The sequence below is a fragment of the Methylobacterium sp. 88A genome, assembly GCF_000376345.1.
GTDB lineage: Bacteria > Pseudomonadota > Alphaproteobacteria > Rhizobiales > Beijerinckiaceae > Methylobacterium > Methylobacterium bullatum.
In genome coordinates this window covers 1,635,731-1,660,707 of the sequence record NZ_AQVT01000001.1, presented here as the reverse complement: position 1 = coordinate 1,660,707, position 24,977 = coordinate 1,635,731, and the positions used below count along the sequence as shown (strand labels likewise).

The window sequence follows — 24,977 nt, the reverse complement described above, 5'->3', positions numbered from 1 at the left end:
CCTAGGATGTCAGACGGCGGCGGAAGAGGCGGCGGCCTCGCCACGCTTGCGCGTGGTGCGCTGCTCGATCCTCTTCTCGCGGATCGCCACGTGGATGATGCGCTTGACGAAGATGCCTGGCGTATGGATCGCGTCGCCGTCGATCTCGCCCGGCTGGACCAGGTGTTCCACCTGAGCGACCGTCACCTTGGCGGCGGTGGCCATCATCGGATTGAAGTTGCGGGCGGTCTTCCGGTAGACGAGGTTGCCTTCTGTATCGCCCTTCCAGGCATGGACGATGGCGAGATCGGCGAAGAGACCGCGCTCCATCACGTAATCCTCGCCGTCGAACTCGCGCACTTCCTTGCCCTCGGCGATGAGGGTTCCGACGCCGGTCTTGGTGAAGAAGGCCGGGATGCCCGCCCCGCCGGCGCGGATGCGCTCGGCCAGGGTGCCCTGGGGGTTGAACTCGATGGCGAGTTCGCCGCCGAGATACTGGCGGGCGAATTCCTTGTTCTCGCCGACATAGGACGAGATCATCTTGGCGATCTGGCGGGTCTGCAGCAGCTTGCCGAGACCGACATTGTCGATGCCGGCATTGTTGGAGATGACGGTGAGATCCTTGACCCCTGACGCCTGGATCGCGTCGATCAGTTCGTCGGGAATGCCGCACAGGCCGAAGCCGCCGGCCATGATCGTCATGCCGTCCTTGAGCAAGCCGGTGACCGCCTGCGTGGCGTCGGAATATACCTTCTTCATCTCAAGCCTTCCTCCCGAAATCCGGTTCCTGGCGCCGTTTCGGGCTGCCCTGCGAAACGCGAGCCAATCCCGCCTCCCCGGCCCGGCTCGCGCGGGGCTCGGATCGACAAGGGAGGGCCGCGTCCGTCTGTCCTGTCTCTGCGCCAGGACATGCTCTGCGCCAGGACATGGCGTTTCGGCAAGATCCTGCGGGAGAACATCGTGGTGGAAAGAATAAGGGTCACGAGACCTGTAGCAGGTCGAGCCGTCGGGGAAGGACGGCTCCAAGGACGAGAGCCCGTTTCCGAATGCTCCACTGCGGAGAAATGATGCATGGCAGACAAACCCCGTCCGGCTCGGTATGGAATGAAACGGGGGGCAGGTTTTCGAAGATCGACCGCAGCGGCTGGGCGAGGCCGTGCGCGGGACCGCGCGTCGCGGTTTTGCTCCGATAGGGAGAGATATGCCGCTCCGTCGCCTCCTGCCGGCCGTCTGTATCGGCAGCCTCGTCCTCGCCCTGATCGCTGCCTGCCTGCCCTGGTCCGTCGCCTCCGCGCGCCTCACGCGGGGCGTCGGCAAGTCGCTGGCGACCGGTTACGGAATCGCTTTGACCGCCGGGGGGCGGGCGGGCATCGCCCTGCTTCCCATTCCACGGCTGGATTTCGAGGGAGTCCGTCTCAGCGCCGGGACGGTGGACGGGCCGCTTCTCGCCGAGGGCGGAACGCTCACCCTCAAGCTCGGGATCCGCGCCCTCCTCGCCGGCCGTATCGAGATCGATACCCTCTCCCTTGAGCGCACCACGATCACCCTCCCCGTCGATGACGGGGACCGGCGTTGGGTCGAGCCGTCCCGCCGGCTCAAGGCGCGCCTGACCGAGGGCGGCGCGTCGCGTCCCCGTCGCATCAGCCTCACGGATGCGATCCTGGTGGGGCGCGATCCGCGCGACGGCAGTGCCCAGACCGCCAGCGACGTCGATCTGGTCCTCGCCTGGCCGTTCTGGAGTTCGCAGACCAACGTCGCGGGAAGCTTCGTCTGGAATGAGACTCCCACCCGGTTCTCGCTCTCCGGGGTTCGTCTGGACGAGCTGTTCTCGGGCCGTGAATCCCCGTTCTCCGCCAGCGCGACCTGGCCCGCAGGCCAGATGACGGCGGAGGGAAGCGGCAGCCTCGCCGACGGGGTGTCGCTTCGCGGCCAGGGCAGCCTGCAGACCCGTTCCCTGCGCGAGACTTTGGCCTGGGCGGGGACGGACATCGCCCTGTCGCCCTTGCTCGATACCTTCGCCATAGACGGTACGTTCGAGAGTTCGGGCCGCAACTTGCTTCTGCCGACCATGCGTCTGCGGCTCGGTGACAACAGCCTGGAAGGTGCCGGCTCGATCAGCTTCGGCCAGGGCCGCCCGGCCCTGCAGGCGACCCTGGCGGCGGAGAACCTGAACCTCGCCCCCGTTCTGGCCACCCTGGTCCGGGTCTTCGGCTCGGACGACACGTTGAACGCCAACGGCTGGAGCCGTCAGAGCCTGGCCCTGCGGCCCTTCACCGGCGGCGACCTCGATCTGCGTCTCTCGGCGGGCAGTGCCCGCCTCGGCCCGGTGGTGATGGAGGATCTCGCATCCAGCCTGCTGGTGCGCGACGGCAGCGTCGAGGGCTCTCTCGTCCGCGCGATGGTGAGGGGCGGCCTCGTCAAGGGACGGTTCGGCCTCACCACCTCCGCCACCGATCGCGGCGAGACCGAACTGCGTGCGCAGGGGGCTTTCGACCAGCTCGATCTCGGCGCCTTCCTGGTCGATGTCGGGCAGGAGGGCTGGATCCTGGGCAATGCCCAGGGGCACTTCACCCTTGAGGGATCGGGCCGTACCGCCGCCGGGCTGATCGCTCACCTCAATGGACGTTCGTCCTTGGCCATGGAGAACGGCACCCTCGCCGGCCTCGACCTCGCCGACGTGATCCACCGCAACGGCGTCGCCGCCGATGGCGCCCTGGTCCGCCGGAACGGCCGTACGCCCTTCGAACGCGCGGGGGTGGTGCTGCGCTTCGTCGACGGGATCGGCGAGATCACGGATGGAATGCTGAAGACCACGTCGCTGTCCGCATCGCTGCGCGGAACCCTGTCGCTGCCGGAGCGGACCCTCGCCGGCAGGGCGGAACTGACACCGCGTGCATCCACCGACACCGTCCTGCGGTCGGTCTCACCCAAGAACCTGTCTTCGGCCCCGGCGCAGGGGCCGCTCTTCGACATCGACGGTCCCTGGGACGCCGTCGCCGTTCGCGTCATCCCGCGGGAGGGCGGTTCCGACCTCGACTCCCGGGGCGGCTCGATCCTGGCTCCCGATGCGATGCAGGGGCCGCGGACGGGGGCGCTCGACCTGCCGACGCGGGTGCGCGCCTATGTGCCCTGAGCGCTGGCGGAGGGGCGGCCGGTGAGGAAGGACGCCGTCAGCACGACGAGGGTGACGCCGCCGACCAGAAGTGTCGAGGCGGCGTTGATCTCCGGGTTCACGCCGAGGCGGACCTGGCTGTAGAGCCGCATCGGCAATGTCGTCGCCCCCGGCCCCGAGACGAAGCTCGCGATGACGAGGTCGTCGAGGGAAAGGGTGAAGGCGAGGAGGAATGCCGCCGCCAGGGACGGTGCGATCAGCGGCAGGGTGACGGTGGCGAAGACGCGGATGGGTCCTGCTCCCAGATCCGCCGCCGCCTCCTCCAGGGAGCGGTCGAGCCCCTTCAACCGGGCGCCCACCACCACGACGACGAAACCGAGGCCGAGGGTGGCGTGGGCGACGACCAGGGTCACGAGGCCACGGTCGAGGCCGAGCCCGACGAAGAGCAGCAGCAGCGACAGGCCGGTGATCACCTCCGGCATCACCATGGGCGCATAGACGAGGCCGGTGAAGGCACCCCGTCCGCTAAAGCGGCCGCTGCGGTCGAGAGCCAGCGCCGCCAGGGTGCCGAGGACGGTCGCCGCCAGCGCGGCGAGCGACGCCACTTTCAGGGAAACGAGAGCGGCGGCGATGAGCGGGCCGTCGTTCACGAGCACTCCGTACCAGCGTGTGGAGAACCCGCCCCAGACCGTCACGAGGGACGAGGCGTTGAATGAGAAGACGACGAGGACGGCGATCGGCGCGTAGAGGAAGGCGAGCCCGAGCCCGAGGCTGATCCGGTTGAGCCGGCTCATCGGCCGACCTCCCCTCGCCCGCGTTCGGCATCCCGGAACAGCACGATCGGTCCCACGATGAGGACGAGGAGCAGCACCGCCACCGCCGAGGCGAGGGGCCAGTCGCGGTTGGAGAAGAACTCGCTCCACAGGACACGGCCGAGCATCAGCGTGTCCGAGCCGCCGAGGAGATCGGGGATGATGAACTCGCCCACCATCGGAATGAAGCAGAGGAGCGCGCCCGCTACGATGCCGGGCCGGGCCAGCGGCAGCGTGACGGTCCAGAACGCCCGCGCCGGCGAGGCTCCGAGATCGGCGGCGGCCTCCGTCAGGGTCGGGTCGAGGCGGGAGAGCACCGCGTAGAGCGGCAGCACCATGAAGGGCAGGTAGGCATAGGTCAGCCCGATCATCACCGCCGCCGGCGTGTTCAGGATGTCCAGGGGGCGGGCGATGAGACCGGTCCAGACGAGGCCGGCATTGAGCAGGCCCTCGGGCTTCAGGATCGCGATCCAGGCATAGATGCGGATGAGGAAGCTCGTCCAGAACGGCACGATCACCAGGGCGACGAGGAGCGGCTGGAGCCTGGCCGGCGAGCGGGCGAGCGCATGGGCGACGGGCGTGCCGAGGATCACCAGGATCGCCGTCGCCGTGGCCGCATAGACCAGGGAGGACAGGGCCGCGTCGCGATACAGGCTGTCCCCGGCCAGGGTCTCGAAATTGGCGAAGTCCAGGGCTTCGAGGAACGCGCCCCAACCGTCGATCCCGGCGCTCCAGTCGAGCACCGGCAGGTAGGGCGGCTGCACCGTCGCCGGCGAGGACAGGCTGATCTTGAGGGTGATGAGGCAGGGCAGCAGCACGAAGGCGGCGAGCCACAGATACGGAGCGACCGGGAGGAGCCGCTTCATCACGCCGCCATGACCGTCGCGGCGTCGGGGGCGAAGGACAGGCGGACCGGGGCGCCGCCGGCGATCCCGGCTCCGGCCGGTAGGCTCGCGCGGATCGTGCTGCCGTCCGCCATGCGGATCTGGAGACGGATGCGGTCGCCGAGATAGGTCGAGCCCTCGACGTGCCCGTCGAGGGCGTGGCGATCCCCGGTGGCCATCGGATCGACGGGTGAAGCCCCGATGCGCTCGGGGCGGAGGGCGACCAGCGCGGAGGCGCCGGCGGCCGGGGCGCCCTCCCCGAGGGCGAGGACCGGACCGAGGGCGGTCTCGACCCGCACCAGCCCCCCGTCGGTTTCCCCGACCGTCCCCGGAATGAGGTTCACGTCGCCCAACAGCCCGGCGACGAAGCGATTGACCGGCCGTTCGTAGAGCGTCTCGGGCCGGCCGATCTGGACGAGACGGCCCTTGTCCATCACGCCGATCCGGTCCGCGAGCGCCATGGCCTCGGAAGGGTCGTGGGTGACGATGACGAAGGCGGTGCCGAGGCGGCGCTGGATCGCGCGCAACTCCCCCTGGGTCTCCTCGCGAAGCCCCCGGTCGAGGGCGCCGAGGGGCTCGTCGAGGAGGAGCACCTTCGGTTCGCGCGCCAGGGCGCGTGCGAGGGCGACGCGCTGGCGCTGGCCTCCGGAGAGGGTCTCGGGTGCCCGGTTCCCGAAATCGTCCATCCGCACCAAGCGTAGCAACGCGTCCACGCGGGCGGAAGCAGCGGAACGGCCGAGGCCTTTCAGCCCGTAGGCGATGTTGCGCGCGACGCTGAGATGGGGAAACAGCGCATAGGACTGGAACATCATGTTCACCGGCCGCCTGTGCGGGGCGAGGCCGGTGAGATCGGTGCCGTCGAGGCGGATCGCCCCCTCAGTCGGCGTCTCGAACCCGGCGATCAGGCGAAGCAGGGTGCTCTTGCCGCAGCCGGAGGGGCCGAGCAGGCACAGGATTTCGCCCGACGGCATGTCGAGTGAGAGATCCGCCACCGCATCATGGGTGCCGAACGTCTTCGTCAGCCGTTGGAGGGTGAGGAACGGGAGCACGGCGTTCCGCGCCGTCAATTGTCCTCGCGCAAGGCTTCGGCCACCCGCGCCTCCAGCAGGTCGGGCCGGCGGATGACGAGGGCGCCACGGGTCCGGTCGATCAGGCCATCGGCCGCCATGACGGTGAACTCGCGGGTCACCTGCTCGCGCCGGCAGCCGATGCGGGCGGCCAGCACGTGGTGATAGGGCGGCGGCGTCACCACCCGTTCGCCGTCGCCGCCGGCGCGCGGCACGGACAGGCGCAGCAACTCGGCATAGAGGCGGTGGCGCAGGTCGAGGAGCGCGTGTTCCATCAGCCGCGTGTTGAGTTCGCGCACGCGCTTGGCGAGCAGGCGGAACAGACGGTCGGCGATAGCCTCGGAGGCGAAGATCATCTGCCGGAAGATCGGGGCCGGGACGACACAGACCTCGCCGCGGGTCAGGGCGGTGACGTTGGCCGAGCGGCCGATCCCGTCCAGAGCCGCGAGCTCGCCGAAGAACGCGCCGCCCCGCATCTCGCCGAGGATCACTTCCTTGCCCGATTGCGAGCGGTTGAGGATGCGGACCTCGCCGGAGGCGAGGAAATAGACGTCGGTGGAGATGTCGTCGTAATCGACGAGGACTTCGTTCTCGTCGAACCGGCGCCAATGGCAGCGGGTCTCATAGGTCGACAGCTCGATTCCCGGCTCCTTGAAGAAGGGGATTGTCGCCAGCCGTCCTGCGGTCACGGGTATCGTCTCCTAAAGCGGGTGATCGTTAAGCTGCCGGTCCCGTGGGTCAACCCATTCCGGCGGCCCATCCCTACCAAAAAGTCGGTCCGCCGGATTTAGGGGTCCGCTGCGGCTTCGCGATCGCGCCGAGGAAAGCGCCCTCTCCTCGCGCGTAGTTTACCTGCCTTTGCGATCGAGCGGGGTTACGATAGGCGCGCGCCGGAAATGAACACCCTGTCTCATGACAATCCCGGTTGATCGCTCCGGGAGCCGAGACGTGCTGGTAAGGTCAGCGTCATCGAGAGACGTCGCGGGCGCGACCCGTCAGCCGGGGCCACCCAGGATCGAGGCGGACGTCCCCTCGCCGTGGTGGACGCGAGACGTCGCGGCCGATTCCCCCGCCCCATCGGTCCAGGCCGCGCACGACGTGGCGCCGGCGAGTGCGCGCCAACGGCAGGCGACCCTGTCCGCGAGCGTCCGTCTGACGGGCTACGGCCTTCATACCGGGCGCCGCGTCACGGTCACCGTCGCGCCCGCCGGCGACGACCACGGCATCGTGTTCCGACGCGATCTCGGCCGTGGCCGCACGGTGGATGTGCCGGCCCTGTGGACTTTTCGCGAGACGCAACCGCTCTGCACCGCCCTTCGCTCGCCCCACGGCCCCCTGGTCCGGACCGTGGAGCATCTTCTGGCCGCGCTCTACGCCCATCGCGTCGACAACGCGCTGGTCTCCCTCGACGCGGAGGAACTGCCGATCTTCGACGGGGGCGCACTGCCCTGGTGCGAGGGGTTGCGCGCGAGCGGCCGGACCGAGAGCGACGCGCCGCTGCGCAGCATCCGGGTGCTGCGGCCGGTCGAGGTCCGACAGGACCACCGGACGTTGAGGATCGCCCCGGCGGATGTGCTTCACCTCTCCGGTCGTCTCGAACTCTCGCATTTCGACCCCATGCACTGGTCCGGCACGATCACCCCGGAGGTGTTCACCGAGCAACTGGCTCCCTCGCGCAGTTTCGGGCGGGCCAAATGGGCGATTCCGGCCAAGATCTACGGCACGCTCCTGCGCAAGCCGCTGCTGCGGGGGGCGAACCTCTCCTCGACCGCGTGCATCGTCGGCGGGCGGATCATCGGCGGCATGACCGTGCCCGACGAGCCGGTGCGCCATCGCATGCTTGACCTCGTGGGCGATCTGGCGCTGGCGGGATACCCGATCCTCGGCCGGATCGAGGCCGCGCATACGGGGCACGAACTGAACCACGCCCTGGTCGCGGCCCTGTTGAACGATCCCGCCGCCTGGGAGCTGACCTGACGCGGGTCCCGCCGGGGCGCCTCAGCCGATTCCGGCCAAAGCCAGCACAATGGCCAGGACGAGGGGGAGCGCCACCCCGGCGATCACGGTCTGGGTCGCCGTGATCCCTGCCATCAGCGGCGCGTCCCCGCCGAGCTGGCGCGACATGATGTAGGACGACGACGCAGTCGGCAGGGTCTGGAACAGCAGGGCCGTCACCGCGGCCGGACCCTTGAGCCCCAAGGCGAGGCAGGCCAGCACGGTGGCGGTCGGCATCAGCCCGAACTTGATCACGGACGCCACGGCGACCGGCCGGACCCAGCTTCGCACCGCTCCGAAATCGAGGGCTGCCCCGACGCAGAGCAGGCCCAGCGGCAGCGACGCCTGCCCCAGGGCCCGCAGCATCGGCTCGAGTCCCGGCGGCAGGCCGAGCCCCGAGGCCTGGAGCGCGATGCCGCCCAGGCTGCCGAGGACCAGCGGGTTGAGGGCGATCTGCCGCGCGAGGCCGAGGGCCGAGGGTCGGCCCGCCGTGCCGAAGCGGGCGAAGACCAGAACGCAGAGGACGTTGACCGTCGGCACGATCGCGGCGTTCGCCACTGCCGCGAGCGCGATGCCCTGGGCGCCGTAGAGACCCGCCGCCGCCGAGACCCCCACATAGTTGTTGAACCGGATCCCACCCTGGAACACCGAGGTGAACGCCGGTCCGTTAAAGCCAAGGCGTGGCCGGGCCGCCAGCGTCAGGCCCGCCACCGCCAGGGTCGAGGAAACCAGGACCAGGGCGAGCGCACCCACTGGGATGTCGGCGAGGCGCGCGGTGGCGAGGCTGTCGAGGAGCAGGCTCGGCAGCAGCACGTAATAGGCGAGGCGTTCGGCCTGCGGCCAGAAGCCCTCGGCGAGGAAGCCAAGGCGGCGCAGGGCCGCGCCGAGGCCTATGAGGAGTGCGATCGGAACGAGGGCGGCGAGAAGCGTCACGGTCATGGCGGCCGGATTACAGCGCTCCGCCCCCGCCGGATACGGCACCCTGCTGCCCTCGCCTCGTGACGCTCCCCTTGCAACCCTTGCCGCGCGCCGCCAGAAGCCTTCCATGCTCCGCGTCAACGACCTCACCTACCGCATCGGCGAACGCCTGATCCTCGACGGCGCCACTTTCGTCATTCCGGACCGGGCCCGCGTCGGGCTCGTGGGCCGCAACGGCGCGGGCAAGACGACGTTGTTCAAGGCGATCCTCGGCGAGTTGCCCACCGAGGGCGGCACCATCTCGATGCCCAAGGGCATGCGCATCGGCGCCGTGGCGCAGGAGGCTCCGGCCGGCCCTGAAACGCTGCATTCCGTCGTGCTCGCCGCCGATACCGAGCGGGCGCGCCTGATGGCCGAGGCGGAGCATGCCGACGGCCTGCGCCGGGCCGAGATCGAGACGCGCCTCGTCGATATCGAAGCGCATTCGGCCCCGGCCCGCGCGGCCGCGATCCTGCACGGCCTCGGCTTCGATGCGGAGGCGCAGGGGCGGCCCTGTTCCGACTTCTCGGGCGGATGGCGCATGCGCGTGGCGCTGGCCGCGGTGCTGTTCTCCGAGCCCGACCTGCTCCTCCTCGACGAGCCCACCAACTACCTCGACATCGAGGGGACGATCTGGCTCTACGACTACCTCGAGCGCTATCCGCGCACCGCCGTCATCATCTCCCACGACCGCGACCTGCTCGACGAATGCGTCGACCACATCCTGCATCTCGATCGCGGCAAGCTCAGCATCTACCGGGGCGGCTACACTTCCTTTGCCCGGCAGGTGGCCGAGAAGCGCGTGCTCCAGTCCAAGGCCAAGGCCAAGCAGGATGCGGAGCGGGCGCATCTCCAGAGCTTCGTCGACCGGTTCAAGGCCAAGGCCACGAAGGCGCGCCAGGCCCAGTCCCGGGTCAAGCGCCTCGCCAAGATGGAGATCATCGCCTCGGTGATCGAGGACGACGTGCCGGCCTTCCGCCTGCCGAGCCCCGAACGTCCGCTCTCACCGCCCATCGTCGCCATGGAGCGGGTGCAGGCGGGCTACCCGGACCGGATCGTGCTCTCGGGGCTCAACCTGTCGCTGGCCCCCGACGACCGGGTCGCGCTGCTGGGCGCCAACGGCAACGGCAAGTCGACCTTCTGCAAGCTCATCGGCGGGCGCCTGCCCCCCTTGAGCGGCGAGATGCGGCGTTCGGGCAAGATGGAGGTGGCCTATTTCGCCCAGCACCAGCTCGACGAATTGCGCCCGGCCGAGAGCGCCTACGCCCATGTCCGCGACCTGATGCCGGACGTGCCGGAATCGAAGGCGCGCGCCGCCGCCGCCCGGCTCGGCTTTTCGGGGACCAAGTCGGAGACGCCGGTCTCGCAGCTCTCCGGCGGCGAGAAGGCGCGCCTGCTGATGGGGCTGGCGGCCTTCAAGGGGCCGCATCTCCTCATCCTCGACGAGCCCACCAACCATCTCGACATCGAGAGCCGGCAGGCCCTGGTGGAGGCGATCAACGACTACGAGGGCGCGGTCATTCTGGTGAGCCACGACCGCTTCCTGGTGGAGGCCTGCGCCGACCGGCTCTGGCTCGTGGCGAACGGCAGCGTGAAGGCCTTCGACGGGGACATGGACGATTACCGCCGCTTCGTCCTCGCTGGCCCCGAACGCGAGGCTCAGACGAGCGCGTCCGAGGCGACCGGCGGGGTGAAGGCGCTTGAGCGCCGCTCCAACGCCGACCGCCGCGTGGCTCTGGCCCCTCTGCGCAAGAAGCTGGAGGCCGTCGAGGCGCGGATGAAGAAGCTCACCGACGCCATGACCAAGATCGACGCGGCGCTCGCCGACGGCACCGCTTTCCAGACCAACGCCGCCAAGGCCGGAGAACTCGCCAAGATGCGCTCCGACGCCGCCGCCGCCCTGGAGGCGGCCGAGGAGGAATGGCTGGAGCTCAGCGGCGAGATCGAGGGCGCGACGGCGTAGCGAGGGGTAAGCCTGGATCGACCGGGCAGCCTTCGCGTTTCCCGCAGACGATTCCCTACCCGGACGAGACGATGACCGCACCGATCCGCCGCGACAGGCCTGCATCCCGCGTGAGCCTCGCCGCCAAGCTCGCCCTCCTGCCCCTCGGCGCGGCGGGCGCATGGATCGCCTATAGCCGGTTGGGGATCGACCACGATCAGACGCTGCATCCCGCCCTGCCGGGACGGCACGAGCGCCTGGAAACCCTGGCCGGGGATATCGGCCTTTATGGCGACGCCACCGCGCCGGGCGTTCCGCTGCTGCTGATCCACTCCGTCAACGCGGCGGCGAATGCCTATGAGATCCGTCCGCTCTACCGGCATTACGCGGGGAGCCGCCCGGTCTATGCCCTCGACCTGCCGGGCTTCGGTTTCTCGGAGCGCAGCGACCGGGTCTACACGCCCCGCCTGATGTCCGATGCGATCCAGGCCGTCACCGCCGAGATCCGTGCTCGACACGGCGTTGGTAAGATCGATGCGGTCGCCCTGTCCCTGTCCTGCGAATACCTCGCCGCCGCCGCTCTCGAGGCGCCGGGCGATTATCGCAGCCTCGGCCTCATCAGCCCCACCGGCTTCGATTCCCGCTTCGTCGGCCGACACCGCGAGCGGACCCGTCACGGCGGCGCCGTCGCCCGCACCATGCTGAACGCGCCGCTCTGGGGAGAGCCGCTGTTCGATCTCCTCGTGAGCCGGCCGAGCATGCGCTTCTTCCTGGAAAAGACCTGGGGCTCGAAGGACATCGACGAGGGCCTGCTCGCCTACGATCACGCCTCGGCGCATCGTCCGGGCGCGCGGCATGCGCCGTTCTCGTTCCTGTCCGGTGCCCTGTTCCCGGACGCGCCGGGGCGGTTCTACGAGGCGCTCACCCTCCCGGTCTGGATGATCCACGGGGTGCGCGGCGATTTCGTCGATTACCGCCATGCCGACCGTGTCGCCGGCCGCCCGAACTGGACCGTCGATGTCCTGCCCACCGGGGCCTTCCCGCATTTCGAGGATCTGGCGGCGGTGACGCGGCACTACGATGCGTTCCTGGCCGACCGCGACGGGTGAGGCCGGGGCTGGTCCGGCATCGACGGCCGGGCTACGTCCGGTATGACCCGTGACCTCATCCCCCGGTAAGCCGATGCCCGACCTGACCCTCGCCGCCGCCCAGACCATCGTCGCCACCGCCCTCGAGACGGCGCGCGGGTACAGCCTGAAGCCTCTCGCGGTGGTGGTCTACGATGCGCGCGGCGCGCTCAAGGCCCTGGCCGCCGAGGACGGCACGTCCCTGCGCCGGGCGGAGGTCGCCATGGGCAAGGCCAATGGCTGCCTGGCGCTGGGCCTCGGCGGGCGCGCGATCCACAAGCGGGCCGAGGAGCAGGCCTATTTCGTCGCGGCCGTGAGCCATCTCGTCGGTCCCGCCGCGCTGGTGCCGGTGCCGGGCGGTGTCCTGATCCGCGATGGCGATGCGGTCATCGGCGCCGTCGGCATCTCGGGCGATACCTCCGACAACGACGAACTCTGCGCGCTCGCCGGTATCGAGGCGGCCGGCTTCACCGCGCAGACCGGCGCCTGAGCGCCGCCATGCGCATGGACCGGCGCGCCTGCCTTCTCGGTGGCGGCGCCCTGCTCGTGGCCGGAACCGGTCCGGCGCGAGCGGCTGCGTCCTCTGTCTACCGGCGCGGCAACGATGCCGATCCGGAAACCCTCGATCCGCACAAATCCTCCACCGTGGCGGAGGCGCATATCCTGCGCGACCTCTACGAGGGGCTGCTGACCTACGACAATCACGGCGCCATCATTCCGGGCGCCGCGACGCACTGGACCGTCTCCGACGACGCCCTGACCTACACGTTCCACCTGCGCGAGAACGGACGCTGGTCGAACGGCGATCCCGTGGTGGCGGCGGATTTCGTCTTCGGTCTGCGCCGGATCATGGCCCCGGAGACGGCGGCGAAATACGCCGAGGTGCTGTATCCGCTCAAGAACGCCCGCGCCGTGAACCAGGGCGAAGCCGCGCCCGAGACGCTCGGCGTGACCGCGCCGGATGCCCGTACCCTCGTCGTCACCCTCGACCGGCCGACGCCCTACCTCCTCGAACTTCTCACCCACCAGACCTCGCTGCCGGTCCACCCGCCCTCGATCGCGCGCTTCGGCGATGCCTTCACCCGGCCGGGCAACCTCGTCAGCAACGGTGCCTACGCCCTCGTGGACATGGTGCCGAACGACCGCATCACCTTGCGGCGCAACCCCTATTTCCATGCGGCGGCCGGCGTCTCCATCGAGACCGTGGCCTTCCTGCCGACGCCCGACCTGTCCAGCGCGGTCCGCCGCTACGCCGCCGGCGAGATCGATTCCCTGGCCGATCTGCCGGGCGACCAGATGGCCTCCCTCAAGGCGAGGTTCGGCGATCAGGTCGTCCTCGGCCCGTCGCTCGGGCTCTATGCCCTGGCCGTCAACACCCGAAAGCCCCCCTTCGACGACGTCCGCCTGCGCCGGGCGCTGTCCCTGGTGATCGACCGGGAGTTTCTGGCCGAGAGGCTGTGGGGCGAGACCATGGCGCCGGCCTATTCCCTGTGCCCGCCGGGCCTCGACAATTACCGCACGCCGCCGGAACTCGAAGGCCGCAGCGCCTTGCCCATAGACCGCGAGGAGGAGGCGCGGTCATTGCTCGCCGAGGCCGGGTTCGGCCCGCGCGGCAAGCCCCTCCGCATCGAGTACCGCTTCAACAGCACCGACAACAACCGCAACACGGCGGTCGCCATCGCCGACATGTGGCGGGGCATCGGCGTCGACACGCGCCTCGTCTATACCGATGCCAAAACCCATTTCGCCCACCTGCGCGACGGCGGCGATTTCGATGTGGCCCGCATGTCCTGGGTCGCCGATTACTCCGATCCGCAGAACTTCCTGTTCCTGCTGGAGACCGGCAACGACGGGCTCAACCCCGGCCGTTACGGCAATCCGGCCTATGACGGGCTGATGCGCGAGGCGGCCGCGGAGCGGGATCTCGCCAGGCGGGCCGACCTCCTGTTCCGGGCCGAGACGATCGTCCTCGACGATTTGCCGTGGATCCCGGTGCTCCACACACGGTCGAAGGCGCTGATCTCGCCCCGTCTCACCGGCTATCACCCAAATCCGCGCAACGCGTCGCCGACGCGCTTCCTGAGGCTCGCACCGTGAGGCCGGCGGCGGCATGATCGGCCTCATCCTGCGCCGCCTCGCCCAGGCGGTCCCGACCCTGTTCCTCGTGGTCACCGGCAGCTTCTTCCTGATCCGCCTCGCCCCCGGAGGGCCGTTCGACCTGGAACGTCCGCTGCCGCCGGCGGCGATGCGCAACCTCGCCGCCATCTACGGCCTCGATCAGCCGCTGACCGTCCAGTACGGGCGCTATCTCGGCGCGCTGATGCGGGGCGATCTCGGCCCGTCCTTCTCGTTCCGCGACCTCACCGTCGCGGATTTGTTCGCGCGCGGCCTGCCCGTCTCGATGACCCTGGGCGGCCTCGCCCTCGTCCTGGCGCTGGCCTGCGGGATCGGCTTAGGGAGCTGGGCCGCTCTCCGTCGCGGCGGGTGGATCGACCGGGCCATCGGCCTTCTCGCCGGGCTGACCCTGGCGGTGCCCAACTTCGTCGTGGCGCCGCTGCTCCAGATCGTGTTCGGGCTGACCCTGCGCTGGCTCCCCGTGGGAAGCTGGGAGGGCGGCGCGCCCTCGCATCTCGTGCTTCCCGTCCTCACCCTCGCCCTGCCGCAGATCGGCGCCATCGCCCGCCTGACGCGGGTCTCGCTCAACGAGACCCTGAACGCCCAGCCGGTCCGCACCATGCGCGCCATGGGCCTGCCGCCCCACCGCATCGCCCGCCATGCCCTGCGCGGGGCGCTGCTGCCGGTGGTGTCCGTCCTCGGGCCGACCGCCGCCGCGCTGCTCACCGGCTCCGTCGTCGTGGAGACGATCTTCGGCCTGCCCGGCATAGGCCGCGCCTTCGTCGACGGGGCGCTCAACCGCGACTACACCCTGGTGATGGGGACCGTGGTGCTGGTGGCCGTGTTCGTCACCCTCCTCAACATCGTCGCCGACATCGTCTGCGCCGTCCTCGATCCGCGCCTGAGAACGGCCCGATGAGGCGCGCATGGACCCGGTTCGCGCGCAACCGCGGCGCCCTCGCCGCTTTCCTGGTTCTCATCGCGATGACGCTCGCCTGTCTCGTCGGGCCGCGTCTCACCGGCCACGAGCCGGGGCGGATCTACCCCGACCTCGTGCGCACCGCGCCGGGCCTCGCCGCCCATCCCGGACCCGACGAAATCGCCCCCGCCCTCACCCGCCTCGCCTTCCGCATGCGGCTCGCGGTCTCGGACATCGCGGTCACCGGCGACACGGTCCGCATGGTGTTTTCGGGTGTCTCCAAATCTGTCGATACCAGGCCCATCGACGAACGGGTCCTGGTCTACCTGCCCCGTTCGGACTTGTTCGGTCCCGCCTCCATCGTCGAGCGCCAGGACGGGGGGCGCCGCCTCGTGGTCGAGGCTCCCCTGCGGCGCCTGCGCTTCCTCATGGGCACCGACATGCTGGGGCGGGACGTCCTCACCCGGAGTCTCGTCGCCGGGCGTGTCTCCCTCCTCATCGGGGCCGTCGCCACGGTCGTGGCGCTCCTCGTCGGGGTCGCCTACGGAGCGCTCGCCGGCTATCTCGGCGGCGTGGCCGACGCGGTGATGATGCGCGTCGTCGACATGCTCTACGCCCTGCCCTTCGTCTTCTTCGTGATCATGCTGCTGGTGTTCTTCCGCTCCGGGCTGGGGCTGATCCTGGTGGCCATCGGCGCGGTGGAATGGCTCGACATGGCCCGCCTCGTCCGCGCCCAGACCCTCTCCCTGCGGCATCGCGATTTCGTCCGCGCGGCCGAGGCCCTCGGCTTGTCCACGGCGGCGATCCTGCGCCGGCACATCGTCCCGAACACCCTCGGCCCCGTCACGGTGGCGGCGACCCTCCTCGTGCCCAAGGTGATCCTGCTGGAGAGCTTCCTGTCGTTCCTCGGCCTCGGGGTGCAGGAACCGGCCACGAGCTGGGGCGCCCTCATCGCGGAGGGCGCGCGCGCCCTCGAATCCGCCCCGTGGATGCTCGCCGGCCCCGCCGCCTTCCTCGTCTCGACGCTGGTGGCCCTCAACGTCCTCGGTGACGGCCTCGGCGACGCCCTCGATCCCCGGATCGCCGGCAGGTGACGGCCTCGGGGCCGTGGCCCTACAGGATACGCACATCTGCTCGACGGACGTGTCTCTACCCATGAGGGTTCGGCATGAGGCGCGACGGGCTCCCTCTCCCGTTTGGGAGAGGGTTGGGGTGAGGGGCGTGGACTCTCCGAAAAGGTCACACCCCTCACCCTGTCCCTCTCCTTCCAGGAGAGGGGACCCGTGGTGCCCGCCAGATGTGGGAATGCCGTAGGCCGTGGCCTGAGGGAAACAGGCATGGATCCCGCCGTCCTCGAATTTGGGGCGGGCATCGGATCCCGAGGGTTGGCTATGCCACCGATCTCAGGTCGGCGATGTCCGCCGTGAAGGTGTGGATGCAGTTGCGTCCCCGCGATTTCGCCTCGTAGAGGGCACGGTCCGCGCGCTCGATGGTGTGGTCGATGTCCTTGTCGGACGAGTCCGCCTCGGCGATGCCGATGCTGATCGTCGCCAGAAGGCGATTGTTGTCGGGCTCGAACACGGTGCTGGCCACGCTCTGGCGAATGCGCTCCGCGATCAGCGCCGCGCCGACGGCGCTGCTGTCGCCGAGCAGGACGATGAATTCCTCGCCGCCGAAGCGCGCGACCTTGTCCGTCGTCCTGATGGTGTCGCTGATGATGGAGCCGACCTTGCGGATGACCACATCGCCCGCCGGGTGGCCGTAACGGTCGTTGACCCGCTTGAAATGGTCGATGTCGATCATCAGCACCGCGATGGGGCGGCGGTAGAGCTTGAAGGCGTTCAAGGCTTCCTTCGCGAGGGGAAGGAACGCGCGCCGGTTGAGGAGGCCCGTGAGAGCGTCCTTGTTGGCGATGAGCTGCAGGGCGTGGAGGTCGTCGCCGATGCGCCTGACCCGGTCCTGCGCGGCCTGCACCGCCCGGGACGCTTCGGTCTCGACGTCTCGCGCATCGGACTCGGCGGTGCCGATCCGTCTCAGCAACGACCTGACGGCGGCGGACAGGCGCAGCACCTCGGGCGAGCCATGGACCCGCTCCGTCATCGTCGCATTCGGCTCGCGGCCGATCCGGTCCACCGCATCCGTGAGGTTCACGAGCGGGCGGCTCAGGCGCGTCACCACCAGGAAGATGCCGAGAACGCCGACCGCACCCGCGCCGAGGCCGATCAGGGTGATGAGGAGGGTCAGGCGATTGGCTCCCGCGAGCGCCGTATCCTCCGGCTGGAGGGCGACCACGATCCAGCCGAGACCGCTGTAGTCGCCCCGGCCGCGGGTGGCCGAGACGGCGGCGAGCCGTTTGCCGTCCGGGCCGCTCGCGATGAAATGTCCCGCCGCGAGATCGGCGGGGGAGTAGGGTGTGGTCCCGAGGTCCGGCCCGAGGAGCACGCGGCCGGTCCGGTCGAGGACGACGATCTCCTCCTTCAGCTCCGGCCTGCGCGAGGACAGGACTTCCCGTCGCACCACGTCCGCCCAGCTCCAGCTGAGATGGCTTCCCAGGACGCCGATGATCCGGCCCGACGCATCGGTGACGGGAGATGCGAAATCGACGAAGCGGAACGGGGTCTTGTCCCCGCTGGGCTTGAGCAGGCTCTGCAGCAAGGCCGCGACGTGAACGTCCTCGGCGACCGCGCCCTTCATCCCGTCGATGAACCAGGGACGCTGGCCGACATTCGCGCCTTCCAGGATGCCGCCGGTCGCCGCGCGGACTTTCCCGGTCTCGTCGGCAAAGCCGATCCAGGCATAGTCCGGAAGGGTTTTCTGCATCGTCTGCAGCACCTTGCGCAGACTTCCGGTCTCTTCCATCCAGTGGGGCTGGAGCGGATCGAGGGCCGCCACGTTGCGAATCTCGCGCAAGCGCTCCGCCATGTCCTGGTCCAGGCGATCGGCGACGGAGCGGGCCACCTGCAGCAGGGCGTTCTGGGCCATATCGGTGGCTTGCCCGCGCGCCAGCAGCGCGGAGCCCAATGTGCTCGCGGCTACGATGGACAGGCCGACCGCCCCGGCGAACAAGCTGATCTGGTGCCGCAGGGATATCTTGTCGGCGAGCCGTCCCAGCATCGATCCTGACCCTCAATCGGACCCGACCCTGCAACTCATAGGCTTGCCAGAACGTCAATCCTTAGAGTCAATTTTTCGTATAAATGAGAGTTTTCGCAAATCGGACATAGACGATGGGATGGTCCATTCGGCGGTGGTCGAGCATTGCAGGGCGACCGCAGTCACACTTTTGTCTATTGACGATGAGACTGTCGGTATATTTGCGATATGAAATATTTATGATGCGGTTTTCATCATAGATGTATCTAGAATGCGGTTGCTTCTATCTATATGTTCGCAGTCATATGTAAATAACTTGCATCAAGGCAATGTAGGACAGTTGATTTGAGTCATTCAACCGCATCAATATTTTGATTATTGAGTTCGTTTCATTATTTACCGTTGTCCCAATCGTATTACGCTGTAGTGGCGAGCCGCCATTGAGTCGCGCGAACCAGTCGCCCTTTGCCGGGCGGAGCGACCGCCGAATGGTCGACCCAAGGTGGAGGCTCGTATCCGCGCCGTCGGCGCGCGCCTGCGCGGCCGGGCCGGATGCTCACCGGTCGGCCAGGAGGCCGGGATAGACCACCCGCACCGCGCGCCGCTCCGCCGGGATGTCGGCGCTCGGGCGGTCCTTGATCGCCGCACCGGTACTTCCCGTCGTCGTCACGTCGGCGGGGCGCAGGCGCCAGCCTTCGGCGCCGCGCGGCGGCCTATGTGACGCCTCATTGGCGCGCAGCGGCGGCGGCGCGAGCGCGGCACCCGCAAGCACCGTGGTGGCGAGGATGGCGGAGAGGAGGCGGGGATTCATCGGTCGAGGCACCCGGAGACGCGTGCTCCGAGTGAAGCGTGAACAGGTAAAGGCGCCGACGGAACCGCGAGGCTTGGCCGTTCATTGCCCACAGCAATCGTATCCGAGAGTTAACGAGGCGTCGATGACGAGTATGGTCGAGGCAAAGCCGGGCTCCGCCCCGCCGGAGCGGGTTCCGATGGGCACGGTGATCGACACCGATATTTCCGCTCGTCTCGACCGGCTGCCCTGGGGACGCTTCCACATCCTCGTCATCGTGGCGCTGGGCATCACCTGGGTGCTCGACGGCCTCGAAGTCACCCTGGCGGGCTCCCTCGTGGGCGCCCTGCGGGCCGAGCCCATGAGCTTCACCGAGTTCGATATCGGCCTGGCGGCGAGTTCCTACCTCGTCGGCGCGGTGGTGGGGGCGCTCGGCTTCGGCTGGCTCACCGACCGGATCGGCCGCAAGAAGCTGTTTTTCATCACCCTGGCCCTGTACCTCGCCGCCACCGCGGCCACCGGCCTGTCCTGGAACATCTACAGCTTCTGCATCTTCCGGTTCCTCACCGGCGCGGGCATCGGCGGCGAATACACCGCCATCAACTCCACCATCCAGGAACTCGTCCCGGCCCGTGTGCGCGGCTGGACCGACCTCGTCATCAACGGGTCGTTCTGGATCGGGGCGGCCTTGGGCTCCTTCCTCTCCATCGCCGTGCTGCGCCCCGGCATGATCGACCCGGCCTGGGGCTGGCGCATCGCCTTCTTCGTCGGCGGCGGCATCGGCCTCGTGATCTTGGCTCTGCGGACATGGATTCCCGAGAGCCCGCGCTGGCTCGCCACCCACGGCTACGTCGCCGAGGCGGACAGGGTCGTCACCGGCATCGAGAAGCGCTTCACCGACGAGGGCATCACCCTGCCGCCGGTGGACGAATCCAAGCGGATGAAGCTGCGGACCCGCAGCCACACGCCGCTGAAGGAAGTCTTCGGCACCATGCTGGTCGGCTATCGCAAGCAGACCCTGGTGGGCCTCGCCCTGATGATCGCGCAGGCGTTCTTCTACAACGCGCTGTTCTTCACCTACGCCCTCGTGCTCCAGCGCTTCTACGGGGTGCCGGGGGACCATGTCGGCTGGTATCTGCTGCCCTTCGCGCTGGGCTCCTTCCTCGGCCCGCTGCTGCTCGGCCGGCTGTTCGACACGATCGGCCGCCGCCAGATGATCGCCTTCACCTACGGCATCTCGGCGGTGCTGCTCACCATCACCGGCTACCTGTTCAAGATCGAGGTGTTCGGTCCCGTGGGCCAGACGGCGGCCTGGATGGTGGTATTCTTCTTCGCCTCCGCCGCCGCGAGCGCCGCCTACCTCACCGTGGCCGAGACCTTCCCGCTGGAGATCCGGGCGCTCGCCATCGCGGTGTTCTACGCGCTGGGCACCGGCATCGGCGGCGTCTCCGGCCCGCTGCTGTTCGGTGCGCTGGTGGAGACGGGGTCCCGCGACAACGTGCTGATCGGCTACGGCATCGGTGCCGCGCTGATGCTGATCGCCGCCATCGTCGGCGGCATCTGGGGCACGGCCGCCGAGGGCAAGTCCCTGGAGGATGTCTCGAAGCCGCTGGCGGCGGCCTGACTGACGGCCGGGCGGTTCCGAGGCGCTCCCAAATGCCTCAGAACCGCTCCACCCACGGACGCAGCGCGACCTCGGAGGTCCAGGCGCTGCGATCCTGCCGCAGGACGTCCCAATAGGCCGAGGCGATGGCGTCGGGATCGAGCAGGCTGTCGGGGGCATCCGCCGGCTCCGGGCGGGAGGCGCTGCGGATCCCGCCGTCGATGACGAAATGGGCGACATGGATGCCCTTCGGCTGGAGCTCCCGCGCGAGGCTCTGCGACAGGCCGCGTAAGCCGAACTTGCCCATGGCGAAGGCGGCGGATTCGGCATAGCCCTTCACGCTGGCCGACGCCCCCGTGAACAGGATGGCCCCGTGGCGGCCCGGCAGCATGCGTCTTGCTGCGGCCTGGGCCACGAGGAAACCGCCATAGGCCGAGACCATCAGGGCGTGACGCACCGCGTCCGGGTCGAGATCGGCGACGGGGCCGCGCAAGCGGCTGCTGGCATTGTAGATCACCACGTCGGGCGGGCCGCCCAGGGCCGGTTCCATCCGGGCGAACAGTGCCTCCACCTCCGACGGATCGACGGCATCGCAGGCATGCAGGGCGGCGCCGGTCTCGGCCGCCAGTTCTTCGAGCTTGCCGATGGAGCGCGATGCGAGGCCGAGGCGAAGGCCTTCGCGGGACAGGCGGCGCGCCAGCGAGGCGCTCAGGCCTTCGCCGGCGCCGACGATGAGGGCACGCTGGTAGGTCGGGACCATGGGGCATCTCCGGATGGCGAGGGTCTGTTGCCGAACGTCCCAGGGCCCGGGAAGGCTCCTGGCTTCAGCCCTCCCGCCGATCGCGAAAAAAATCGCGCAGGAGCGTGGCGGCCTCCGCCTCGCGCAAGCCGCCATAGACCTCCGGCGCATGGTGGCAGGTGGGCTGGTTGAAGACCCGCGGCCCATGCTCGACCCCGCCGCCCTTCGGGTCGAGGGCCGCGAAATAGACCCGGCGAATGCGCGCGAACGAGATGGCACCCGCGCACATCGGGCAGGGCTCCAGGGTGACGTAGAGATCGCAGCCGATCAGGCGCTCGTCGTCGATGGCGGCGCAGGCGGCGCGGATCGCCAGGATCTCCGCATGGGCGGTGGGATCGCGCAGCGCGCGGGGGCGATTATGGGCGACGCCGAGGATCGCGCCGTCCCGCACGATCACGGCCCCCACCGGCACCTCTCCTTCGTCGGCCGCGCGGCGGGCGGCATCGAAGGCGAGGCTCAGAGGGTCGGTGCCGGTGCTGGGGGAGAGGGGGGCATTCACTGTCGTCGAACCCAAGATCTGTCTTCATCGAGAAACCCGGCGGGTCGAGATCCCGTGATGGCCCGGCAGGAACATCGCGGCGATGGAGCCGTTTCCTTCCCGACGCGGCAAGGCCGCAGGATCTTTTCAGGAGCAGACGATGAGCAGCACCACCGACAAGATCAAGGGTCTCGCCAACGAAGCGGTCGGCAACGTGAAGCAGGGCATCGGCAACGCCACGGACAACGACAAGCTCAAGGCCGAGGGCAAGGCCCAGGAACTGAAGGGCGAAGCCCAGAAGACCGTCGGCGATGCCAAGGACGGCGTCAAGAACGCCGCCGACACGGTGAAGAGCAAGCTCTGAGCTTCGGCACGGGATATTAGAGAAGGCGGCCGGGAGGCCGCCTTTTTCGTATGCGGCTGCAACGCCCCCTTGCGCGGCGGGCGGGCCGCTCCACGCGCAATCGCTCGCAACCTCGCCTCCGCTCTGTTATGGGGCTCGGATGAGCGACAAGACAGACGAACAGACGGGCGGGTCCGAGGACGCGCCCGAGACCAACAACGTTTCCGGCCAAGCGTGGTCCCCGGCGACCGATGCGGGTGTGCCCGGACCTTCCGCCGAAGAGCAGCCGGCTCCGCGCCGGGCCGCGCCCGCCAGGGGCGGCGACGCCCCCCTGCGCCGCAAGGCGGCGTTGCCGCGGCCGGCGGCCAAGGCCGTCGAGGCGGGTGCCACCGGTGATTCCGATTCGGCGACGCCCGAGGGCGACCGTATCGCCAAGGCTATCGCGCGCGCCGGCATCGCGTCCCGCCGCGACGTCGAGGTTATGATCGCCGAGGGCCGCGTCACCCTCAACGGCAAGGTGCTGACCTCGCCGGCGATCAACGTGACGGATGCGGACGAGATCACCGTCGACGGTGAGCCCCTGCCCGCCCGCGAGCGGACCCGGCTGTGGATCTATCACAAGCCGCGGGGCCTCGTTACCACGGCACGCGATCCGGAAGGGCGCCAGACCGTCTTCGAGGCCCTGCCCGAGGACCTGCCGCGCGTGGTCGCCATCGGCCGCCTCGACATCAACACCGAAGGCCTGCTGCTGCTCACCAACGATGGCGGCCTCGCCAAGGTGATCGCGCATCCCGATACCGGATGGCTGCGGCGCTACCGCGTCCGCGCGCATGGCGACACGAATCAGGCCGAGCTCGACAAGCTGCGCAAGGGCGTCACCATCGACGGCATGGATTACGGCCCCGTGGACGCGGTCCTCGACCGGGCCTCGGGCGACAACCTGTGGCTGACGCTGGGCCTGCGCGAAGGCAAGAACCGCGAGGTCAAGCGCATCCTCGAGCACCTGGGTCTGGCCGTGAACCGGCTGATCCGCCTGTCCTTCGGCCCGTTCCAGCTCGGCGACCTCGAAGTGGGCCTCGTCGAGGAGATCCGCACCAAGGTGCTCAAGGAGCAGCTCGGCCCGACCCTCGCCGACCAGGCCGGCGTCGATTTCACCAGCCCCAACCGTGAGCCGATCGCCCCGTTCGGTTCGCCGAAACCCGCGCAGCAACAGACAAAGCAGCCCGCCCGCAGCGCCTCGGCCGCCGCGGCGCGAAGCGCCGGGCGCAGCTACGACGACGCCCCGCGCGGCGGCGAGCGCGGTGGCGACCGCGACCGTGGCGGCGACCGCCCCCTGCGCAGGCCCGCCGAACCCGCACGGGTTCCCACGGGCGGCAACAGCGCCGGACCCCGCCGCTCGGTCTGGCGCGCCGAAGAGGCAGCACCCCAGGAGGATGGTGCGCGCCGGGTCAAGATCCCCCGCCGTGGCGCCGATCCCAAGGCCGAGCGTGAGGCCTCCGCCGCTCGCGGCCGGGAGCGCGTGGGCGCGATCAATACCGGCGAGCGCCGTGTTCTGGTGGAGCGCCTGAAGGCGAGCCCGCAGGAGCCGGCCCCCGAGCCGCATCGCCGTGATCGCGGTGCCCGGCGTGACGAGACGGGCGGCGCCGAGCGCCCGGTCCGGACGCTGCGCCAATCCGATGCCAAGGCGGCCCGCCGCGAGGAGGCCGATGCCCGGCCGCCGCAGCGCCGGTTCGACGGAGATTCCAGGCCCCCGCGCAGCGATGCGAGGCCTCCGCGCCGGGACGATGCTCCGCGCCGGGAAGATGCTCCGCGCGGCGGTTTCGGGCGGCCCGCCGATGGCGCCGAGCGGCGCGGTCCGCCTCGTGGCGGCGACGAGCGCCCCCGCAGCTTCAAGCCTCGCGATGGCGGCGGCTTCAACGACCGCGCGGAACGTCCGGCTTTCAATCGCGGCGAGCCGCGTGGAGACAAGCCGGCGGGATTCCGCAGCGAGAAGCCGGCCTTCAATCGTGGCGGAGACGATCGTCCCGGCGGCGGCCGGCCGGGCGGGTTCAAGCCCGGCGGCTTCAAGGGAGCGGGCTTTAAGGGCCGCTCCGACGACCGCCAGGGCGGCGACCGTGACATCGGCGCCGAACGCTCGGGCGCCGATCGCGGCGGCTTCCGGCCCGGTGGCAAGCCCGGTGGGTTCGGCAAGCCCGGTGGGTTCGGAAAGCCCAGCGGATCGGGCAAGCCCGCCGGGGCCGCAAGGCCGGGCGGGTTCAAGGCAGGCGGTTCCTCCCGTCCCGGCGGTTCGGCCAAGCCCGGTGGGTTCGGCAATCGCGGCGGTGGTGCGGGCGGCAAGCCCGGTGGCGGGGGCGGACGTCCGCCCCGTGGCGGCTCGCGGTGAGGATCGTCGGCGGCGACCTGCGTGGACGCCGCCTCGCCACCCCGAAATCGGACGCGATCCGGCCGACCTCGGATCGACTGCGCGAGGCGCTCTTCAACGTCCTCGCCCATGCGTATGACGACGCGGTGGCCGGCGCGCGGGTCCTCGATCTCTTCGCCGGAACCGGGGCGCTGAGCTTCGAGGCCCTGTCCCGCGAGGCGAGCTACGCCCTCCTGGTGGACGAGGGGGCGGAGGCGCGCGGTCTGATCCGCGAGAACATCGATGCCCTGGGCTGCGCCGGCAAGACCCGGCTGTTCCGCCGCGATGCGACCAAGCTCGGTCCGGCCGGTACTAGCGGGACCTTCACCCTGGTCTTCTGCGACCCCCCCTACAACCGCGACCTCGCGCCGGCTGCGCTGGCGAGCGCATCCCATGGCGGGTGGCTCGCCCCCGGCGCCCTTGTGGTGGTGGAGGAGGCGGCGGGCGCCAATGTCGCGCTGCCGCCCGGCTTCACCGAATTGGAGCGGCGGGTCTACGGCGACACCGCCCTGGCTTTCTCGCGCTTCGAGGCCTGAGCCTGCGACCCCCGCGCGCGCCGGG

At 69.7% G+C, this 24,977-nt stretch carries 22 protein-coding genes; 12 read left to right on the top strand and 10 right to left on the bottom strand.

Features of this window, described 5'->3' with window-relative positions; translation table 11 throughout:
- Positions 1 to 9: 9 nt before the first annotated feature.
- A complete protein-coding gene (locus A3OM_RS0107935; protein ID WP_018043205.1) occupies positions 10 to 738 on the bottom strand; it encodes a CoA transferase subunit A in 729 nt (242 codons plus the stop codon).
- A gap of 442 nt (positions 739 to 1,180) precedes the next feature.
- Between A3OM_RS0107935 and A3OM_RS0107930 the strand changes: the two genes are divergently transcribed.
- Complete coding sequence (locus A3OM_RS0107930) at positions 1,181 to 3,112, top strand: AsmA family protein (protein WP_018043204.1); 1,932 nt, start codon at positions 1,181 to 1,183, stop codon at positions 3,110 to 3,112.
- Here the strand turns inward: A3OM_RS0107930 and A3OM_RS0107925 are convergent.
- Genes A3OM_RS0107925 through A3OM_RS0107910 form a run of 4 tightly spaced genes read right to left on the bottom strand, consistent with a single transcriptional unit; the run spans position 3,100 to position 6,543 of the window.
- The gene (locus A3OM_RS0107925) at positions 3,100 to 3,885 is read right to left on the bottom strand and encodes an ABC transporter permease subunit (protein WP_018043203.1); all 786 of its coding nucleotides are present in this window, start codon (positions 3,883 to 3,885) and stop codon (positions 3,100 to 3,102) included. The genes A3OM_RS0107930 and A3OM_RS0107925 overlap by 13 nt on opposite strands.
- Positions 3,882 to 4,769, bottom strand: coding sequence for an ABC transporter permease subunit (locus A3OM_RS0107920; RefSeq protein WP_018043202.1), 888 nt, complete (start codon positions 4,767 to 4,769; stop codon positions 3,882 to 3,884). The genes A3OM_RS0107925 and A3OM_RS0107920 overlap by 4 nt, the downstream gene beginning before the upstream one ends.
- The gene (locus A3OM_RS0107915; RefSeq protein WP_018043201.1) at positions 4,769 to 5,854 is read right to left on the bottom strand and encodes an ABC transporter ATP-binding protein; all 1,086 of its coding nucleotides are present in this window, start codon (positions 5,852 to 5,854) and stop codon (positions 4,769 to 4,771) included. The genes A3OM_RS0107920 and A3OM_RS0107915 overlap by 1 nt, the downstream gene beginning before the upstream one ends.
- Entirely contained in the window at positions 5,851 to 6,543 is a 693-nt protein-coding gene (locus A3OM_RS0107910) for a Crp/Fnr family transcriptional regulator (RefSeq protein ID WP_018043200.1), read from the bottom strand. The genes A3OM_RS0107915 and A3OM_RS0107910 overlap by 4 nt, the downstream gene beginning before the upstream one ends.
- A 409-nt stretch (positions 6,544 to 6,952) precedes the next feature.
- Between A3OM_RS0107910 and A3OM_RS0107905 the strand changes: the two genes are divergently transcribed.
- On the top strand, positions 6,953 to 7,831 hold the full coding sequence (locus tag A3OM_RS0107905) for a UDP-3-O-acyl-N-acetylglucosamine deacetylase (RefSeq protein WP_018043199.1): 879 nt from the start codon (positions 6,953 to 6,955) through the stop codon (positions 7,829 to 7,831).
- A gap of 21 nt (positions 7,832 to 7,852) precedes the next feature.
- Here the strand turns inward: A3OM_RS0107905 and A3OM_RS0107900 are convergent, their stop codons facing one another.
- The gene (locus tag A3OM_RS0107900) at positions 7,853 to 8,788 is read right to left on the bottom strand and encodes an AEC family transporter (RefSeq protein ID WP_018043198.1); all 936 of its coding nucleotides are present in this window, start codon (positions 8,786 to 8,788) and stop codon (positions 7,853 to 7,855) included.
- Positions 8,789 to 8,894: 106 nt separating this feature from the next.
- On the opposite strand from A3OM_RS0107900, the gene A3OM_RS0107895 reads away from it, so the two are divergent.
- The 6 genes from A3OM_RS0107895 (at position 8,895) to A3OM_RS0107870 (ending at position 16,003) form a co-directional block, all read left to right on the top strand.
- The gene (locus A3OM_RS0107895; RefSeq protein WP_018043197.1) at positions 8,895 to 10,769 is read left to right on the top strand and encodes an ABC-F family ATP-binding cassette domain-containing protein; all 1,875 of its coding nucleotides are present in this window, start codon (positions 8,895 to 8,897) and stop codon (positions 10,767 to 10,769) included.
- Positions 10,770 to 10,840: 71 nt separating this feature from the next.
- Positions 10,841 to 11,857, top strand: coding sequence for an alpha/beta hydrolase (locus tag A3OM_RS0107890; protein WP_018043196.1), 1,017 nt, complete (start codon positions 10,841 to 10,843; stop codon positions 11,855 to 11,857).
- Positions 11,858 to 11,930: 73 nt separating this feature from the next.
- Positions 11,931 to 12,365, top strand: a complete 435-nt coding sequence (locus A3OM_RS0107885; protein ID WP_018043195.1) for a heme-binding protein — start codon at positions 11,931 to 11,933, stop codon at positions 12,363 to 12,365.
- Between the two features lie 8 nt (positions 12,366 to 12,373).
- Positions 12,374 to 13,972, top strand: coding sequence for a peptide ABC transporter substrate-binding protein (locus A3OM_RS0107880; RefSeq protein WP_018043194.1), 1,599 nt, complete (start codon positions 12,374 to 12,376; stop codon positions 13,970 to 13,972).
- 13 nt (positions 13,973 to 13,985) lie between these two features.
- A complete protein-coding gene (locus A3OM_RS0107875) occupies positions 13,986 to 14,909 on the top strand; it encodes an ABC transporter permease subunit (protein WP_018043193.1) in 924 nt (307 codons plus the stop codon).
- A complete protein-coding gene (locus tag A3OM_RS0107870; RefSeq protein WP_018043192.1) occupies positions 14,906 to 16,003 on the top strand; it encodes an ABC transporter permease subunit in 1,098 nt (365 codons plus the stop codon). Before A3OM_RS0107875 ends, A3OM_RS0107870 begins: the two co-directional genes overlap by 4 nt.
- Before the next feature lie 295 nt (positions 16,004 to 16,298).
- On the opposite strand, the gene A3OM_RS0107865 is transcribed toward A3OM_RS0107870, so the two are convergent.
- Complete coding sequence (locus A3OM_RS0107865) at positions 16,299 to 18,023, bottom strand: sensor domain-containing diguanylate cyclase (RefSeq protein ID WP_018043191.1); 1,725 nt, start codon at positions 18,021 to 18,023, stop codon at positions 16,299 to 16,301.
- Between the two features lie 535 nt (positions 18,024 to 18,558).
- A complete protein-coding gene (locus tag A3OM_RS0107860; protein WP_018043190.1) occupies positions 18,559 to 18,813 on the bottom strand; it encodes a hypothetical protein in 255 nt (84 codons plus the stop codon).
- A gap of 124 nt (positions 18,814 to 18,937) precedes the next feature.
- On the opposite strand from A3OM_RS0107860, the gene A3OM_RS0107855 reads away from it, so the two are divergent.
- A complete protein-coding gene (locus A3OM_RS0107855) occupies positions 18,938 to 20,416 on the top strand; it encodes an MFS transporter (protein ID WP_026175828.1) in 1,479 nt (492 codons plus the stop codon).
- Positions 20,417 to 20,453: 37 nt separating this feature from the next.
- Here the strand turns inward: A3OM_RS0107855 and A3OM_RS0107850 are convergent, their stop codons facing one another.
- Positions 20,454 to 21,155, bottom strand: coding sequence for an SDR family NAD(P)-dependent oxidoreductase (locus A3OM_RS0107850; RefSeq protein ID WP_018043188.1), 702 nt, complete (start codon positions 21,153 to 21,155; stop codon positions 20,454 to 20,456).
- A 64-nt stretch (positions 21,156 to 21,219) separates the two neighbouring features.
- Positions 21,220 to 21,693 carry a nucleoside deaminase gene (locus A3OM_RS0107845; protein ID WP_018043187.1) on the bottom strand — a complete coding sequence of 158 codons (474 nt, stop codon included), beginning with the start codon at positions 21,691 to 21,693 and terminating at the stop codon, positions 21,220 to 21,222.
- 139 nt (positions 21,694 to 21,832) lie between these two features.
- On the opposite strand from A3OM_RS0107845, the gene A3OM_RS0107840 reads away from it, so the two are divergent.
- The 3 genes from A3OM_RS0107840 (at position 21,833) to rsmD (ending at position 24,952) form a co-directional block, all read left to right on the top strand.
- Positions 21,833 to 22,036: a CsbD family protein gene (locus A3OM_RS0107840; protein WP_026175827.1), complete on the top strand. Its 204-nt coding sequence runs from the start codon at positions 21,833 to 21,835 to the stop codon at positions 22,034 to 22,036.
- A gap of 139 nt (positions 22,037 to 22,175) precedes the next feature.
- The gene (locus A3OM_RS23650; RefSeq protein ID WP_018043185.1) at positions 22,176 to 24,398 is read left to right on the top strand and encodes a pseudouridine synthase; all 2,223 of its coding nucleotides are present in this window, start codon (positions 22,176 to 22,178) and stop codon (positions 24,396 to 24,398) included.
- Entirely contained in the window at positions 24,395 to 24,952 is a 558-nt protein-coding gene (gene rsmD / locus A3OM_RS0107830) for a 16S rRNA (guanine(966)-N(2))-methyltransferase RsmD (RefSeq protein WP_018043184.1), read from the top strand. Before A3OM_RS23650 ends, rsmD begins: the two co-directional genes overlap by 4 nt.
- The last annotated feature ends 25 nt before the right edge of the window (positions 24,953 to 24,977 follow it).

What these genes read in the sequence shown, in the direction of transcription:
- A3OM_RS0107870 (WP_018043192.1), top strand. Translation starts at nt 14,906, where the DNA reads ATGAGGCGCGCATGGACCCGGTTCGCGCGCAACCGCGGCGCCCTCGCC.
- A3OM_RS0107850 (WP_018043188.1), bottom strand. Translation starts at nt 21,155, where the DNA reads ATGGTCCCGACCTACCAGCGTGCCCTCATCGTCGGCGCCGGCGAAGGC.
- A3OM_RS0107840 (WP_026175827.1), top strand. Translation starts at nt 21,833, where the DNA reads ATGAGCAGCACCACCGACAAGATCAAGGGTCTCGCCAACGAAGCGGTC.
- A3OM_RS0107930 (WP_018043204.1), top strand. Translation starts at nt 1,181, where the DNA reads ATGCCGCTCCGTCGCCTCCTGCCGGCCGTCTGTATCGGCAGCCTCGTC.
- A3OM_RS0107855 (WP_026175828.1), top strand. Translation starts at nt 18,938, where the DNA reads ATGACGAGTATGGTCGAGGCAAAGCCGGGCTCCGCCCCGCCGGAGCGG.
- A3OM_RS0107920 (WP_018043202.1), bottom strand. Translation starts at nt 4,769, where the DNA reads ATGAAGCGGCTCCTCCCGGTCGCTCCGTATCTGTGGCTCGCCGCCTTC.
- A3OM_RS0107875 (WP_018043193.1), top strand. Translation starts at nt 13,986, where the DNA reads ATGATCGGCCTCATCCTGCGCCGCCTCGCCCAGGCGGTCCCGACCCTG.
- A3OM_RS0107900 (WP_018043198.1), bottom strand. Translation starts at nt 8,788, where the DNA reads ATGACCGTGACGCTTCTCGCCGCCCTCGTTCCGATCGCACTCCTCATA.
- A3OM_RS0107865 (WP_018043191.1), bottom strand. Translation starts at nt 18,023, where the DNA reads ATGCTGGGACGGCTCGCCGACAAGATATCCCTGCGGCACCAGATCAGC.
- A3OM_RS0107860 (WP_018043190.1), bottom strand. Translation starts at nt 18,813, where the DNA reads ATGAATCCCCGCCTCCTCTCCGCCATCCTCGCCACCACGGTGCTTGCG.
- A3OM_RS0107890 (WP_018043196.1), top strand. Translation starts at nt 10,841, where the DNA reads ATGACCGCACCGATCCGCCGCGACAGGCCTGCATCCCGCGTGAGCCTC.
- A3OM_RS0107925 (WP_018043203.1), bottom strand. Translation starts at nt 3,885, where the DNA reads ATGAGCCGGCTCAACCGGATCAGCCTCGGGCTCGGGCTCGCCTTCCTC.
- A3OM_RS0107895 (WP_018043197.1), top strand. Translation starts at nt 8,895, where the DNA reads ATGCTCCGCGTCAACGACCTCACCTACCGCATCGGCGAACGCCTGATC.
- A3OM_RS0107935 (WP_018043205.1), bottom strand. Translation starts at nt 738, where the DNA reads ATGAAGAAGGTATATTCCGACGCCACGCAGGCGGTCACCGGCTTGCTC.
- A3OM_RS0107880 (WP_018043194.1), top strand. Translation starts at nt 12,374, where the DNA reads ATGCGCATGGACCGGCGCGCCTGCCTTCTCGGTGGCGGCGCCCTGCTC.
- A3OM_RS0107885 (WP_018043195.1), top strand. Translation starts at nt 11,931, where the DNA reads ATGCCCGACCTGACCCTCGCCGCCGCCCAGACCATCGTCGCCACCGCC.
- A3OM_RS23650 (WP_018043185.1), top strand. Translation starts at nt 22,176, where the DNA reads ATGAGCGACAAGACAGACGAACAGACGGGCGGGTCCGAGGACGCGCCC.